Here is a 13,782-nt window from a genome sequence, read left to right on the forward strand (position 1 = left end):
GGACAAGGTCAGCGAACTCGAGACCCGCAGCAGCGTGCCGCTACCCACCCTCGCGCTGAACTACGGTGAACACGCCCGCAACCAGGCGGCCAGCCTGTACCAGTACGGCCTGTCCGCAGAGGACGAAGCGCGCCAGGTCGCCCACCGCGCCCATCTCGACGGCCGCCGTCGCGCCGGCATCATGGTCCCCGACAACGAGTGGGGGTCACGCGTACTGGCAGCATTTCGCAAGAACTGGGAAGACGAAGGCGGAACGGTGGCCTCGGTGGTCAGCTACGACCCCTCGGGCTCCGTCGCCACTGCGGTTCGCAATCTCTTGAACAGCGACCCCTCGAGCATGGACATGCTGTTCCTGCTGGCGCTTCCCAGCTACGCCCGCCAGGTCCCGCCGACACTGGATTTCTACTATGCCGGCGACCTTCCGGTGTATGCCACGTCACATCTCTACGAAGGCATCCCGCAGCCGCGGGCCGATCACGACCTCGACGGCGTCCAGTTCGTCGATATCCCGTGGATGATTCCGGACGCCGCCGTGGGCGGAACCGATGCGCTACCGTTCGTCTCAACCTACCAGCAACTGGCGGGCGAGAACGATCCGGGCCTGCTCAAGCTCAACGCCATGGGCGTCGACGCCTACGAGCTGGCGCGCCGCCTGCCGCTGATCCAGGCGCTGCCGAACACGCAGATCTTCGGCGCGACCGGGACACTGCAGGCGCGCGACGACGGCCGCATCCAGCGTACACTCCCTTGGGCAGTGTTCCAGTCCGGCACACCGCAGCCACTGCTGACGGCTCCCGCCTCCGCCCCGACTCGCTCCCCGTCGACTTCCACTGACGGCGGCGCATCGAGCGGTACCCAGGGAGCATCCAACGGCAATCTCAACGGATTCGCGCTGGATGCCGAAGATGGCGACACCCAATAACCGGCGCCAACTCGGCCAGCAGGTCGAACAAGCCGCAGCCCGCTGGCTCGAGACACAGGGGCTGGCGTTGATCGCCAGCAACCAGCATGCCAAGGGCGGCGAAATCGATCTCATCATGCGCGATGGCGAAAACCTGGTATTCGTGGAGGTCCGCCATCGCCAACGCTCCGACTACGGCCACCCGGCCGAAACGATCACACCCGCCAAGCAGCGGCGCATCGTCAAGGCCGCGCGTTTTTATCTTCATGCACACGGGCTATCATGCCCCTGCCGCTTCGACGTCGTCGGCGTCACCGGAAGCCTTCCCGCACTCGAATTCGACTGGATTCGGGCCGCCTTCGACGCATATTGACCGCTCAATAGGCATCTCATGGATTTTCAAGCACGCATTCTCGACCTGTTCAACGCCAGTATCGACACCAAGACTTACGCCAGCGAAGTCCTGCCCCCCTTCATCGAGGTCGCCAGCCAGATGATGGTCCAGTGCCTGGTCAGCGAGGGCAAGATCCTGGCCTGCGGCAACGGGGGCAGCGCCGGCGACAGCCAGCACTTCTCCTCGGAGCTGCTCAATCGCTTCGAACGGGAGCGCCCCAGCCTTCCGGCACTGGCGTTGACCACCGACACCTCGACGCTGACCTCGATTGCCAACGACTACAGCTACAACGATGTCTTCTCGAAGCAGATTCGAGCCCTCGGCCAGCCTGGCGACATCCTGCTGGCGATCTCGACCAGCGGCAATTCCGCCAATGTGGTCCAGGCCATTCAAGCCGCCCACGATCGCGAGATGAGCGTCGTCGCGCTGACCGGAAGGGATGGCGGCGACATGGCATCCCTGCTGGGGCAGGAGGATTGCGAGATTCGCGTTCCGGCCACCTCCACCGCACGCATTCAGGAAGTCCATCTCTTGGTCATTCACTGTTTGTGTGATCTGATCGACCAACAGCTTTTTGGCAGCAACGAGTGAGCCTTATGAAGAAGACACTGATCGTTTCCTCATGCCTGATCGGCCTGCTGACACTGGGCGGATGCGCCACCGGCAGCCAGCAGGAAAACTACGCCGAACGCACCCCCGGCGCCAAGGTCGAAGACAGCAACATCCAGAGCAAGATCTTCGACTCGCTCAACGCGACGGACGCACGATATGGCGACGCCCACATCAACGTCGACAGCTACAACAGCAACGTCCTTTTGACCGGCCAGGTTCCCAGCGACGATCTCAAGCAGCGCGCCACCGAGATCGCCCGCGACGTACGCGGTGTCAGGCAGGTGCACAACGAGCTGATGGTGTCCGCCAACACCCCGGTCAGCCAGCGCATGACCGACACCTGGATCACCGGACGCATCAAGGCCAACCTGGTCGCCAACGAAGATCTCGATGCCAACCTGATTCGCGTGATCACCGAGAACGGAACGGTCTACATGATGGGCCTGGTCACACAGCAGCAGGCCAGCGAAGCCACTGCCGCCGCATCCGGCGTGGGCGGTGTCCAGCGTATCGTCAAGGTATTCGAATACCTCAACTGACATTCCGAGCCTGACGCAAAAAGCCGCTGCCGAATCATCTTCGGCAGCGGCTTTGCGCTATTCACCAGGCGTTGTCGGACAAAAGCCCCGCTACTTGACGATGCGCAGGGAGGGCTTGCCTTTTTCGGGACGACCGGGAGCTTCGTCACCCTTGCCGGCGGCGGGCTCGGGCGACTCCTCGCCATCGCTCTCCGGGCGATTCTCGACGCTCTCGAGCGTCGGGCGCCCCTCTTCTTCCAGCGCCGCTTCCTCCTCACTGGAAAAACTCGGCATGACCGGCTCCTGGCCAAACACCATGCCGACGCCGTTTTCACGCGCATAGATCGCAATCAGGGCGTCCATGGGCACCACGACCTGCATCGGCTGACCGCTGAAGCGCGCCCCGAAAGTGACTGCCGCGTTATCGATCGCCAGGTCGCGCACGGCGGCCGGCGCGATGTTCAGCACGATCTGACCATTCTGCACGAACTGCTGCGGCACCCTGACATCGGGCTTTCCAGCATCCACCACGATATAGGGCGTCTGCTCGTTGTCCAGCAGCCATTCATAAAGGGCTCTCGCCAGATAGGGACGGCTAGTCAGCATGTCAACTCCTCTCGGGCAGCTTACGGCGTCGCCGTATCAGCTACGCATCTCACGTTCGGTTTCAGACAGCGCCACCTTGAAGGCATCCCGCGCGAAGACACGCTCCATGTAACTCATCAGCGGGGCGATCTGCTTCTCCGGCAGCTCGACACCCAGCGCCGGGAGACGCCAGAGGATCGGCGCGATGCAGCAGTCCACCAGCGTGAACTCTTCGCTCATGAAATATGGCATGTCTTCGAAGATCGGTGAAATCCCGGTCAGGCTTTCACGCAGCTCCTTGCGGGCCTTGTCGGCCTCCTTCTTGGGGCCCTGCTGAATCTGCTCGACCAGCGGGCACCACTCGCGCTCGATGCGATGCATCCACAGGCGGCTCTGCGCGCGCGCCACCGGGTAGACCGGCAACAGGGGCGGATGCGGGAAACGCTCGTCGAGGTACTCCATCATGACCTTGGATTCGTACAGCACCAGATCGCGATCGAGCAGCGTGGGCACGCTGTTGTACGGATTCAGATCGGCCAACTCGGCGTTATGCTCATCGGCCGAGACGTCCAGGATATCGACGGCCACGCCCTTTTCCGCCAGCACGATTCTGACGCGATGGCTGAAATGATCATCACTGCCGGAGTAAAAGATCATCGACGATCGCTTGGCCACTACACCCATGAAACTTTCCTCGCATTAATTCAACGACCAATGGTAACACGACGGGCAACCCCGCTGGGCGCCAACCATCGCCACGGAGAGCACGAATACCCTTTGCGCCACGTACCAACAGCAAAACGCCCGACTGGATAAGTCGGGCGTTTTGCGCAGACGCGGATCCCGCCGGATCAGCGCTTGGAGAACTGCGGACGACGACGCGCTTTGCGCAGACCCACTTTCTTACGCTCGACTTCGCGAGCGTCACGAGTCACGTAGCCCGCCGCACGCAGCGGACGGCGCAGCTCTTCGTTGTACTCCATCAGCGCACGCGTGATGCCGTGACGAATCGCGCCGGCCTGAGCGGAGCCACCGCCACCCTTGACCGTGACGTAGACGTCGAACTGGCCAGTGGTCTCGGTCAGCTCCAGCGGCTGACGCACGACCATCTGCGCGGTGACGCGGCCGAAGAACTCGCCCAGCTCGCGGTCGTTGACGGTGATCTTGCCGGTGCCCGGCTTGAGAAACACGCGAGCGGTAGAAGTCTTGCGACGCCCGGTGCCGTAATACTGTTGTGCCATGACGGTTACCCTCAGATGTTCAGTTCTTGCGGCTGCTGCGCGGCGTGCGGATGCTCGGTACCGGCATACACCTTGAGCTTGGCGTGCATGGCACGACCCAGCGGCCCTTTGGGCAGCATGCCCTTGACGGCGCCTTCGATGATGCGTTCCGGCGCGTGGTCGATCAGCTTCTCGAACGACATGGTGCGCAGACCGCCCGGGTAACCGGTATGACGGTAGTAATTCTTGGCTTGCGCCTTGTTGCCGGTGACATGCACCTTCTCGGCATTGACGACGACGATGTAATCGCCGGTGTCGACATGCGGGGTGTATTCCGGCTTGTGTTTGCCACGCAGGCGGCGAGCGATTTCCGTCGCCAGACGACCGAGCGTCTTGCCCGAGGCATCAACGACATACCAGTCGCGCTGCACGGTGTGCGGCTTGGCACTGAACGTCTTCATGAGTGTTTCACCAAATAAGCGTATTTGGGCGTCGAAGCGAACGCTTCTCGGCCATCCCTATTTTTCTTGGGTTACCGACATGTCCGGGAGCCGGTGAACGACTACCGACAGGAAGGTAACGGATCGAAGAGCGCGCATTGTACACGAGCACAATGTACGAGGAAAGACCGGTCTCGCCGTGACATTGGCGCTCACTCGCGGCTCGCTCCGCTCAGGGCTTGTGCGCCAGCGCCAGGTAGTCCCGGGACTGCATCTCCTGAAGACGCGACAGCGTGCGCTCGAACTCGAAGCTCAGGTTGCCCCCGGTGTAGAGCGACTCGACCTCGGTCTCGGCGGAGAGCAGCAACTTGACCGCGCGGTCGTAGAACTCGTCGACCATGCTGATGAACCGGCGGGCCTGATCGTCGGTCCCCGCCCCCATGCGCGGCACGCCGGAGACCAGCACGGTATGGAACTCGCGCGACAGCTCGATGTAGTCGTTCTGGCTGCGAGGCCCATCGCAGAGCTCCTTGAAATCGAACCACACCACGCCCTCGTGCAGGCGGCGGGCTTTCAGCGCCCGGTGGTTGATCGGCAGCGTGGCACGCTCTCGCCCTTCGCTGCCGGCGACCGAGCGGAAACTCTTCGCCAGCAGCTGCTCGGCCTCGGCGTCGAGCGGCGCGTGGAATATCTCCACCTGCTCCAGGGCACGGAGACGGTAATCCACCCCGGAATCGACGTTGACCACTTCGCAATGGCGCTTGAGCAGATCGATCGCCGGCAGGAAGCGCGCCCTCTGCAGGCCATCCTTGTAGAGATCGTCCGGCACGATATTGGAGGTCGCCACCAATACGACGCCCTGCGCGAACAAGGCTTCCATCAGGTTGCCGAGGATCATCGCATCGGTGATGTCCTTGACGTAGAACTCGTCGAAGCAGATGACCCGGGCCTCGCCGGCGAACGTGGCCGCGATCTGCGTCAACGGGTTCTTCTCCCCCTTGTGGACCTCGAGTTCGCGGTGCACTCGCTGCATGAAGCGGTTGAAATGCGTACGCATCTTGCGCTCGAAGGGCAGCGACTCGTAGAACACATCGACCAGGTAGGTCTTGCCACGGCCGACGCCACCCCAGAAATAGAGCCCCATGACCGAAGGCGTGGGAGGCGCCTCGGGTTCGGCGGCCTTGCGCTTGCCGAACAGCCCCGCCACCTTCGACAGCTTCGACTCCCCGGAGACCGTCGTGGGCTTGGGCGCCGGGGTCCGCTGAAGATCGTCGTACAGGCGCTGCAGGTGCTTGACGGCATTCTCCTGCGCGGCGTCGTAGCTGAAGTCATCGCGCTCCAGATCCGCGCGATAACGCGACATTGGCGTCATGGTGCCTTGATGGGACGTCGCGGCATGGGGGGAACTCATGGCGGTATCGTGACCTCGGTTCGAAACAGGTGGCGGGATTATACTCTCCGACGAAAGTCTTGACAGTGCCTGGGAGACAAGCAAGGTTTGACCCGAGAGCCGAGCGGGTCGATATAATGGCACCGCACCGACCTTACGCAAGGGTCTTTGAGACAGGTCGTGCCGGGCACGACGACGAGGAGCGCACTGTGAACGAAAGCAATATCGACTGGATCCTGGCAATCGCCTGCTTCCTGGCGGGCATCGGTATCGGCGCCCTTTGTTACCACCTGCTGAACGCCAACGTAGCCCGCAACCAGAAAGTGCGTCAGCGTCTGGCCGAGACGGAGCTGGAACTCAATCAGGTCAAGGATGCGCTGAACGACCACTTCGCCAAGGTGGCCGATCTGGCCTCCAGCATTCAGCGCCAAAGCCACGACCTCGAACAGCACCTGATCCAGGGTGCGGACAAGCTGGTCGACGATCTCAAGCTGAAACGTCGACTGCATGGCAGCCAGGACGAGAACGAAGAGGTCGATCTGCCTCAGGTGCCACGCGACTATGCCGACGGCACCGGCGGCACGCTGGCCGAAGATTATGGCGTCCGCCAACGCCGAACCGCGGAGCAGCAGGAGAGCGCCCCGCAGCCTCCCCGCTACTGAAATGGCCGAAGACCCGTCGAAGCCCACCGGGCGGCGACGGGCGCCAATCCCCTCCCCTCAAGCCGGATTGTCGATGTCCACGAACCGGTGCTCGATACCGAAGCGATCCGCCAACCAACCGCCCAGGGCCTGGATACCGTCGCGTTCGGTGGCGTGGTGGCCCGCCGCCAGATAGGTGATCCCCATCTCTCTCGCCATGTGGGTGGTGCGCTCGGAGATTTCACCGGAGATGAAAGCATCGGCACCCGCCTCGGCGGCTATCGGCAACATGTCCTGGGCGCCTCCCGTACACCAGGCAACGCGCCGTACGATGCCGGAATGGCCCTCTATCAGGGTGGGCGCGCGATCCAGCGCCTGCTCGACGCGTCCCGCCAGGGCCCGGCTGTCCAGCTCGGCTTGCGGCGCCCCCATCCACAGCAGTCCCCGCCCCGGCTCACCGTCGAGGCAGCGCTCCATCTCGAATCCCAGACGCCGCCCCAGGCAGGCGTTGTTGCCCAGTGAAAGGTGGGCATCCAGCGGCAGGTGGTAAGCCAGCAGGTTGATGCCGTTCCCCAACAAGGTAGCCAGACGCCGATGCTTCATTCCGGTCACGCTCACCGGCTCGTTTTTCCAGAAGTAGCCGTGATGGACCAGTACGGCATCGGCGCCCCAGGCCACGGCTTCGTCGAGTAACGCCTGGCACGCCGTGACACCGGTCAGGATACGCTCGATCCTGTCCCGCCCCTCGACCTGCAATCCATTGACGGTGTAATCCTTGAACGCGTCGATACACAACTCCGCATCGACGGCCTCCTGGAGAATCTGCCGCGAAATCATACTGTCTCCCAGCGCGAAGCCTTGGTGAATGTTACACTTCCGATCCATATCGACATCGTGCCAGGCACCGCGCACACCGTCATCGAGCGCATCGTATTTCCATCGATTCCATCGACGGGCTCCCCGGCCCCATCGGCGCAAACACGGCCGCCTCGATCACCGCAGCGCTGCCGGACGTGGCGAAGTCGCTCTGATTTCCAGTCTAAGGACCCAGCACATGCGCCGCCACCTAGCCGCCTACCTGTGGCCCGCCCTCTGCGGCATTCTGATCGCCGTCGTCCTGCTCTACGCCTTCCCGTCGCTGCTGGGCCGAGACGGGCCGGCCAGCGACACCCCGACCGGAATGGCCGGCGTCGAATCCGCGACCTCGGAACGCGCCCCACCCGATGTCGTCGATGCGCCATCGCTCGATCGCCACGAAGGACCCGTCAGTTACTCGCAGGCGGTCAACCGCGCCGCGCCGGCCGTAGTCAACGTCTACTCGTCGCGCGTCGTCGACACCAGCCAGCACCCGCTGATGTCGGATCCGTTCTTCCGCCAGTTCTATGGCAAGAACATGCCGCAGCGCCAGCGCATGCTATCGAGTCTCGGCTCGGGGGTGGTCGTCAGCGAAGAGGGCTACATCCTGACCAACAATCATGTCATCAACGATGCGGATGAGATCCAGGTGGCCCTCAGGGATGGCCGCGAAGCCATCGCGCAAGTGATCGGCACCGACCCCGACAGCGACCTGGCGGTCCTCAAGATCGACCTCGACGACCTGCCGGTCATCAAGCTGAGCAATTCGGAGGACATCGCCATCGGCGACGTCACCCTGGCCATCGGCAACCCCTTCGGCGTCGGCCAGACGGTGACCATGGGCATCATCAGCGCGACCGGGCGCGATCATCTCGGCCTCAGCCGCTACGAGGACTTCATCCAGACCGACGCCGCGATCAACCCGGGCAACTCCGGGGGGGCACTGGTGGATGCCAACGGCTCGCTGATCGGCATCAATACGGCGATATTCTCCCGCTCCGGCGGTTCCCAGGGCATCGGTTTCGCGATACCGGCCAATCTGGCACGCGGCATTCTGAACGACATCGTGACCCAGGGCCGGGTTATCCGGGGCTGGCTGGGAATCGACGCTCAACAGATGACGCCGGATCTGGCGTCGTCGTTCGGCCTCAAGACCCTCAGTGGCGTCATCGTGGCCAACGTGGTGACAGGCGGACCCGGCGACGAGGCTGGATTGCGCCCCGGGGATATCCTGCTCGCCATCGACGGCAAGCCGATTCTCGATCCGCGGGAGACCCAGGTGGATATCGCCGAGATCCCCCCCGGCACGCAACTGCCGTTGACCATCGTGCGAGGCGGCGAAAAACGCAGAGTCACGCTGAAGGTCGGCGAGCGCCCGCCGCCCGCCCAAAGCAGCGACGACGCGACGAAAAGGGCCCAGGCCACCCAGGGTTCGGAGGCGCCCGGCGCCGATAGCGACGCCAGCGAACGCTAGCCCTCATCGGCAACGACGATCGCCGCCCGAGGGGCGGCGATCGTTGTCTTTTGCTGTGCCCGATCCTCAGCGCTTGAGGCGGTTCTCCGCCGAGCGGGCGTGGGCCGTCAGGGACTCGCCCCGCGCCAGAACGGATGCCGTCCGTCCCAGCGTGTCGGCCCCCTCCGGAGAACACTGGATCAGCGACGAGCGCTTCTGGAAATCGTAGACGCCCAGCGGGGAGGAGAAACGCGCCGTGCCGGAGGTCGGCAACACATGGTTGGGACCGGCGCAGTAGTCACCAAGCACCTCCGCCGTATGGCGCCCCATGAAGATGGCACCGGCGTGACGTACGCCTTCCACCATCTCCCGGGGCGACTCCACGGAGAGCTCCAGGTGTTCGGGCGCGATGCGATTGATCAGCTCGACCGCCTGCTCGGGCCCTTCACAGAGGATCAGTGCACCCCGCCTCGCCAGCGACTCGCGGATGATCGCTTCCCGCTCCATGGTCGGCAGCAGGCGCTCGATGGAGGCCAGGACGGCCGCGAGGTGTTCGGCATCCCAGGTCACCAGAATGGCCTGGGCATCTTCATCGTGCTCGGCCTGGGAAAACAGGTCCATCGCCAGCCAGTCCGGATCGGTACCGGCGTCGGAGACGACCAGTATCTCGGAGGGCCCCGCGATCATGTCGATGCCGACCTGGCCGAAGACGGCCCGCTTGGCGGTCGCCACATAGATGTTGCCGGGCCCGACGATCTTGTCGACCCTGGGCACGCTCTGGGTGCCGTAGGCCAGCGCCGCCACGGCTTGCGCCCCGCCCAGCGTGAAGACGCGGTCGACGCCGGCGAGATGGGCGGCCGCCAGCACCAGCTCGTTGACCACGCCGTCCGGCGTCGGCACGACCATGACGATCTCGCGCACACCCGCCACATGAGCCGGCAGAGCGTTCATCAGCACCGAGGAGGGATAGGCCGCCTTGCCTCCCGGCACATAGATGCCGACGCGATCGAGCGCCGTCACCTTCTGGCCCAGCATGGTGCCGTCCGGCTCCTGGTACTGCCAGGACTCCGGCTTCTGGCGCTGGTGATAGATCCGAATGCGCTCCGCCGCCTGCTGCAGCGCCTCGCGCTGGGCTGCAGGGATCGACGCGAACGCCGTCTCCAGCCGCTCGGGCCCGATCATCAGTTCGGACATGGCCGTTGCGGAAAGCCGGTCGAAGCGATTGGTATACTCGATCAATGCCGCGTCGCCGCGCCGACGGACGGCTTCGATGATCTCCGCGACGCGGGCGGAGATTTCATGATCGGAGACCCCTTCCCAGGCCAGCAGAGCGTCGAGACGCGCATCGAAATCAGCGTCCCGCGTGGTGAAACGGGCAATGGTAGTCGTTTGGCTCATCATTGGTTCTCTCTACGTGCGACCGTCCCGCCGACAGATTGCATACAACCCCCGGATGCGCTCACGGAGCTGCGGTTCAAGCGACGGTCCGTGCGCTCACCGCGTGACGCAAGCGCTCGATCAGCGGCCTGAGTCGCTCATGCTTCATCGTCATCGACGCCTTGTTGACCACCAGCCGGGTGCTGATGTTCTCGATCAGCTCGCGAGGCTCCATGCCGTTGGCGCGCAGGGTATTGCCGGTATCGACGATATCGACGATCTCGTCGGCCAGGTTCATCAGCGGAGCCAGCTCCATCGCCCCGTACAGCTTGATCACCTCGGCCTGGATACCCTGCTCCGCATAGTAACGACGTGCCACATTGACGAACTTCGTCGCCACCCGGCGCTTGGCCCGCGCGGGCTGGGCGTCGACGATACCCGCCGTCATCAGCCGGCAGCGCGAGATCCCCAGGTCGAGTGGCTCGTAGAGCCCCTCGGCGCCGTGCTCCAGCAATACGTCCTTGCCGGCGACACCCAGGTCGGCTGCCCCCAGCTGTACGTAGGTCGGCACGTCCACCGCCCGGATGACCACCAGCTTGACGTCGGGCAGGTTGGTATCGAACAGCAGCTTGCGACTCTTGCCGAAATCGTCCGCCGGGGTGATGCCCGCATCCGCCAGCAGTGGCAAGGTCTCTTCGAGGATACGGCCCTTGGATAGCGCCAGGATCAGTTGATTGCTCATGGTATCTCTACACCCGACTAACCCGGCACGCGGCGAATGCGCGCACCCAGCAGCTGCAATTTCTCTTCGATGCACTCGTAACCGCGATCGATATGGTAGATCCGATCCACCATCGTCTCGCCCTGAGCCACCATCGCCGCCACCACCAGGCTCGCCGACGCCCGCAGATCGGTCGCCATCACCGGCGCACCGGAAAGCTTCTCGACGCCAGTCACCACCGCGGTGTTGCCCTCGAGCGCGATGTGCGCGCCCATCCGGTTGAGCTCCTGCACATGCATGAAGCGATTTTCGAAGATGGTCTCGACGACCGTGCCGGTGCCCTCGGCCACCGCATTCAGCGCCACGAACTGGGCCTGCATGTCCGTCGGAAAGGCCGGATACGGCGCCGTGCGCAGGTTCACGGCCTTGGGCCGGCGCCCGCCCATGTCGAGCTCGATCCAGTCTTCTCCGGCGACAATGGTGGCTCCGGCCTCCTCGAGCTTGGCCAGCACCGCCTCCATGATGTCGGCCCGCGTCTTGCGTACCCGCACGCGCCCGCCAGTGGCGGCGGCGGCGACCAGAAAGGTCCCGGTTTCGATCCGGTCCGGCATCACGTCGTAGTGACATCCATGCAGACGCTCGACGCCCTCGACAGTGATGGTGTCGGTACCCTGGCCCCGAATATCGGCGCCCATGGCGATCAGGCACTCGGCCAGATCGACGACTTCCGGTTCGCGGGCGGCGTTTTCCAGCACCGTGGTGCCTTCGGCCAGCGTGGCGGCCATCAGCAGATTCTCGGTACCGGTCACGGTGACGGTATCGAAGAAGATCGTGGCGCCCTTGAGGCGACCATCGACGCGGGCACGGATATAGCCCCCCTCGACGGTGATCTCCGCGCCCATCGCCTCGAGCCCGCGAATGTGGAGATCGACCGGACGCGAGCCGATGGCACAGCCACCTGGCAGCGATACGTCGGCCTTGCCGAAGTGCGCCAGCAGCGGCCCGAGAACCAGAATCGAGGCACGCATCTTCTTGACCAGCTCGTAGGGGGCATGACAGTCGCGCACCTGCGAGCCATCGATCTGGATGCTCATTTTCTCGCCCATGACCGGTTCGATGCCCATGCGTCCGAGCAGCTCGAGTGTCGTGGTGATGTCCTGGAGATGCGGCAGGTTACCGATGGTGACGGGTTCGTCGGCGAGCAGCGTCGCCGCCAGTATCGGCAGCGCCGAGTTCTTGGCGCCACTGGCCCAGACTTCACCGTCCAGCGGCCCATTACCGGTAATGATCAGCTTGTCCATGAAGGTTCGCTATAGAATCGAGAGAGATGACCGGCCCGATAGGCCGGGCAGGGGCTCAGACACCGAGATTCTCCGGCGCCGATTCCCACTGAGCGGGAGTGAACGTCTTGATGCTGATGGCATGCAGCGCGCCGGAGGCGATCTCGTCCGACAGGGCGCCGTAGATCAGTTGCTGGCGCTTGACCGGGCTCATGCCATCGAAGACGTCGCCCACGGCGATCACTTGAAAGTTGCAGCCTTCGCCCTGGATATGGAATTCACAGCCGTCGATCTGACTCTCGAGGCGGCTTTTGACATCGCTGGGTTGCATGGCAATCGGGCTCCCTTGTGACTGCTGCGCAGAATGCGCAGGGAAAGCGCCACATGGTAGCGGAAAGCGCCCCGTCTTGGCGATCTCGCCAGCATGCAAAAACGCCGCAAGCCGGAGAACGACATCGGGACGCTCGGAGGGAGAAGGTCTAGCCGCGGTCTCGCGCCGGCTCGGCGCAAGTCGTCTCGACGGCCGGCAGCAGCGGCGCCAGCTCGGTGATGTCCATCAGGCGCTGCAAGGCGGGCGACAGCGAGACGCGATTCAGCCGCAGCGAATGGCGCTGCACGCTGCGTACCCAGACCAACAGCACGCTGAGCACCGCGCTACTCGCAATCTGAACGCCTGTCAGGTCGAACGAGACCTCGGCCTGGGCCGGCTGATCCGCCAGCCAGTGCCGGCCCGCCTGGGCCAGCGGGCCGGCACTGTCGAAATCCGCCTCGCCGCAGATCGTCAACACGTTGTCGTCGACGACCTCCAGCGTGGCGTCCTCGCGCTCGAGCAGCAGACTCACGCGTCCCCGCCCTTCTCGAGTTCATCGGTCCCGACTTCCGGCGCCCAGTTGTCGATCACGGCATCGATGTCGCGGTTGTTGTCGCGCATCGCCTGGTCGAACTGATTGCGGAACGTCAGGCCGAGGTTGATGCCGTTGACGATGACATTGATCACTTTCCACTGACCATCGCTCTGGCGCAGCGTGAAGTTGACCGGATAGGTCTGGCCACTGGTCGAGATCACCTCCATGGGTACCGAGGCCTGGTCGTCATAGCGGCCGGCGTTCTCGCTGTCCTTCACGCGCAGCGTCTTGTAGTCGAACGTCACCAGCCCCTTGGCATAGGTATCGATCAACGTCTTGCGGAACACGTTGACGAACCGCGAGCGCTGTTCCGGGCTGGCGCCACGGAAGTAGCGCCCCATCACACTGGCGCCGATGTAACGGAAATCGGCCACTTCCGCCATGTTGGTGTCGACGAGCTTCGCCAGCTCACCCTCGTGCTGCGCGTAGTAATCCTTCTTGCCCTCCAGCTCGGACATCAGGGAGTCGACGCTCTGCTGGATCACCTGGG

Annotated in this window: 18 protein-coding genes; 6 read left to right on the top strand and 12 right to left on the bottom strand. The window is 63.9% G+C overall.

What is annotated here, in order from left to right; genetic code table 11:
- The 4 genes from AC3AYF_RS09905 to AC3AYF_RS09920 all read left to right on the top strand — a co-directional run.
- The coding region (locus AC3AYF_RS09905; RefSeq protein WP_295039187.1) for a penicillin-binding protein activator at window positions 1–922 on the top strand (922 nt) is incomplete at its 5' end.
- Window positions 906–1,274: a YraN family protein gene (locus AC3AYF_RS09910; protein ID WP_295039189.1), complete on the top strand. Its 369-nt coding sequence runs from the start codon at window positions 906–908 to the stop codon at window positions 1,272–1,274. The genes AC3AYF_RS09905 and AC3AYF_RS09910, both read left to right, overlap by 17 nt.
- Window positions 1,275–1,292: 18 nt before the next feature.
- Entirely contained in the window at window positions 1,293–1,886 is a 594-nt protein-coding gene (locus AC3AYF_RS09915; RefSeq protein WP_110602357.1) for a phosphoheptose isomerase, read from the top strand.
- Between the two features lie 5 nt (window positions 1,887–1,891).
- Window positions 1,892–2,446 (top strand): BON domain-containing protein, encoded by a 555-nt coding sequence (locus tag AC3AYF_RS09920; RefSeq protein WP_295039193.1) that lies wholly within the window; start codon window positions 1,892–1,894, stop codon window positions 2,444–2,446.
- 90 nt (window positions 2,447–2,536) lie between these two features.
- On the opposite strand, the gene AC3AYF_RS09925 is transcribed toward AC3AYF_RS09920, so the two are convergent.
- From AC3AYF_RS09925 to zapE, 5 genes are all read right to left on the bottom strand, one after another.
- On the bottom strand, window positions 2,537–3,031 hold the full coding sequence (locus AC3AYF_RS09925; protein ID WP_295039194.1) for a ClpXP protease specificity-enhancing factor: 495 nt from the start codon (window positions 3,029–3,031) through the stop codon (window positions 2,537–2,539).
- 36 nt (window positions 3,032–3,067) lie between these two features.
- Complete coding sequence (locus tag AC3AYF_RS09930) at window positions 3,068–3,694, bottom strand: glutathione S-transferase N-terminal domain-containing protein (RefSeq protein ID WP_149433990.1); 627 nt, start codon at window positions 3,692–3,694, stop codon at window positions 3,068–3,070.
- Between the two features lie 167 nt (window positions 3,695–3,861).
- Entirely contained in the window at window positions 3,862–4,251 is a 390-nt protein-coding gene (gene rpsI / locus AC3AYF_RS09935; protein ID WP_087717922.1) for a 30S ribosomal protein S9, read from the bottom strand.
- An 11-nt stretch (window positions 4,252–4,262) separates the two neighbouring features.
- Entirely contained in the window at window positions 4,263–4,691 is a 429-nt protein-coding gene (rplM, locus tag AC3AYF_RS09940) for a 50S ribosomal protein L13 (protein WP_110602351.1), read from the bottom strand.
- Between the two features lie 211 nt (window positions 4,692–4,902).
- Window positions 4,903–6,081 carry a cell division protein ZapE gene (gene zapE / locus AC3AYF_RS09945; protein ID WP_487779689.1) on the bottom strand — a complete coding sequence of 393 codons (1,179 nt, stop codon included), beginning with the start codon at window positions 6,079–6,081 and terminating at the stop codon, window positions 4,903–4,905.
- A 188-nt stretch (window positions 6,082–6,269) separates the two neighbouring features.
- On the opposite strand from zapE, the gene AC3AYF_RS09950 reads away from it, so the two are divergent.
- Window positions 6,270–6,722, top strand: coding sequence for a Z-ring associated ZapG family protein (locus AC3AYF_RS09950; RefSeq protein ID WP_149433989.1), 453 nt, complete (start codon window positions 6,270–6,272; stop codon window positions 6,720–6,722).
- A 57-nt stretch (window positions 6,723–6,779) separates the two neighbouring features.
- Here AC3AYF_RS09950 and AC3AYF_RS09955 read toward each other — a convergent pair whose 3' ends face one another.
- Window positions 6,780–7,538, bottom strand: a complete 759-nt coding sequence (locus AC3AYF_RS09955) for a Nif3-like dinuclear metal center hexameric protein (RefSeq protein WP_295039204.1) — start codon at window positions 7,536–7,538, stop codon at window positions 6,780–6,782.
- 217 nt (window positions 7,539–7,755) lie between these two features.
- Here AC3AYF_RS09955 and AC3AYF_RS09960 point away from each other — a divergent pair, with 217 nt between their 5' ends.
- Window positions 7,756–9,030, top strand: a complete 1,275-nt coding sequence (locus AC3AYF_RS09960) for a Do family serine endopeptidase (protein WP_295039207.1) — start codon at window positions 7,756–7,758, stop codon at window positions 9,028–9,030.
- 66 nt (window positions 9,031–9,096) lie between these two features.
- Here the strand turns inward: AC3AYF_RS09960 and hisD are convergent, their stop codons facing one another.
- The 6 genes from hisD to AC3AYF_RS09990 all read right to left on the bottom strand — a co-directional run.
- Complete coding sequence (hisD, locus tag AC3AYF_RS09965; RefSeq protein ID WP_487779690.1) at window positions 9,097–10,407, bottom strand: histidinol dehydrogenase; 1,311 nt, start codon at window positions 10,405–10,407, stop codon at window positions 9,097–9,099.
- Window positions 10,408–10,483: 76 nt separating this feature from the next.
- Window positions 10,484–11,128 (bottom strand): ATP phosphoribosyltransferase, encoded by a 645-nt coding sequence (gene hisG / locus AC3AYF_RS09970; RefSeq protein ID WP_295039211.1) that lies wholly within the window; start codon window positions 11,126–11,128, stop codon window positions 10,484–10,486.
- A gap of 17 nt (window positions 11,129–11,145) precedes the next feature.
- Complete coding sequence (gene murA, locus AC3AYF_RS09975) at window positions 11,146–12,408, bottom strand: UDP-N-acetylglucosamine 1-carboxyvinyltransferase (protein WP_295039212.1); 1,263 nt, start codon at window positions 12,406–12,408, stop codon at window positions 11,146–11,148.
- Between the two features lie 55 nt (window positions 12,409–12,463).
- Window positions 12,464–12,718, bottom strand: a complete 255-nt coding sequence (locus tag AC3AYF_RS09980) for a BolA family protein (protein ID WP_149433983.1) — start codon at window positions 12,716–12,718, stop codon at window positions 12,464–12,466.
- A gap of 148 nt (window positions 12,719–12,866) precedes the next feature.
- Complete coding sequence (locus AC3AYF_RS09985; RefSeq protein WP_295039215.1) at window positions 12,867–13,229, bottom strand: STAS domain-containing protein; 363 nt, start codon at window positions 13,227–13,229, stop codon at window positions 12,867–12,869.
- Window positions 13,226–13,782: MlaC/ttg2D family ABC transporter substrate-binding protein (locus tag AC3AYF_RS09990; protein ID WP_295039217.1), on the bottom strand; the 557-nt coding region annotated here is incomplete at its 5' end. The genes AC3AYF_RS09985 and AC3AYF_RS09990, both read right to left, overlap by 4 nt.

This window comes from Salinicola sp. (assembly GCF_982684285.1).

What these genes read in the sequence shown, in the direction of transcription:
- AC3AYF_RS09910 (WP_295039189.1), top strand. Translation starts at nt 906, where the DNA reads ATGGCGACACCCAATAACCGGCGCCAACTCGGCCAGCAGGTCGAACAA.
- AC3AYF_RS09915 (WP_110602357.1), top strand. Translation starts at nt 1,293, where the DNA reads ATGGATTTTCAAGCACGCATTCTCGACCTGTTCAACGCCAGTATCGAC.
- AC3AYF_RS09920 (WP_295039193.1), top strand. Translation starts at nt 1,892, where the DNA reads ATGAAGAAGACACTGATCGTTTCCTCATGCCTGATCGGCCTGCTGACA.
- AC3AYF_RS09925 (WP_295039194.1), bottom strand. Translation starts at nt 3,031, where the DNA reads ATGCTGACTAGCCGTCCCTATCTGGCGAGAGCCCTTTATGAATGGCTG.
- AC3AYF_RS09930 (WP_149433990.1), bottom strand. Translation starts at nt 3,694, where the DNA reads ATGGGTGTAGTGGCCAAGCGATCGTCGATGATCTTTTACTCCGGCAGT.
- rpsI (WP_087717922.1), bottom strand. Translation starts at nt 4,251, where the DNA reads ATGGCACAACAGTATTACGGCACCGGGCGTCGCAAGACTTCTACCGCT.
- rplM (WP_110602351.1), bottom strand. Translation starts at nt 4,691, where the DNA reads ATGAAGACGTTCAGTGCCAAGCCGCACACCGTGCAGCGCGACTGGTAT.
- zapE (WP_487779689.1), bottom strand. Translation starts at nt 6,081, where the DNA reads ATGAGTTCCCCCCATGCCGCGACGTCCCATCAAGGCACCATGACGCCA.
- AC3AYF_RS09955 (WP_295039204.1), bottom strand. Translation starts at nt 7,538, where the DNA reads ATGATTTCGCGGCAGATTCTCCAGGAGGCCGTCGATGCGGAGTTGTGT.
- AC3AYF_RS09960 (WP_295039207.1), top strand. Translation starts at nt 7,756, where the DNA reads ATGCGCCGCCACCTAGCCGCCTACCTGTGGCCCGCCCTCTGCGGCATT.
- hisD (WP_487779690.1), bottom strand. Translation starts at nt 10,407, where the DNA reads ATGAGCCAAACGACTACCATTGCCCGTTTCACCACGCGGGACGCTGAT.
- hisG (WP_295039211.1), bottom strand. Translation starts at nt 11,128, where the DNA reads ATGAGCAATCAACTGATCCTGGCGCTATCCAAGGGCCGTATCCTCGAA.
- murA (WP_295039212.1), bottom strand. Translation starts at nt 12,408, where the DNA reads ATGGACAAGCTGATCATTACCGGTAATGGGCCGCTGGACGGTGAAGTC.
- AC3AYF_RS09980 (WP_149433983.1), bottom strand. Translation starts at nt 12,718, where the DNA reads ATGCAACCCAGCGATGTCAAAAGCCGCCTCGAGAGTCAGATCGACGGC.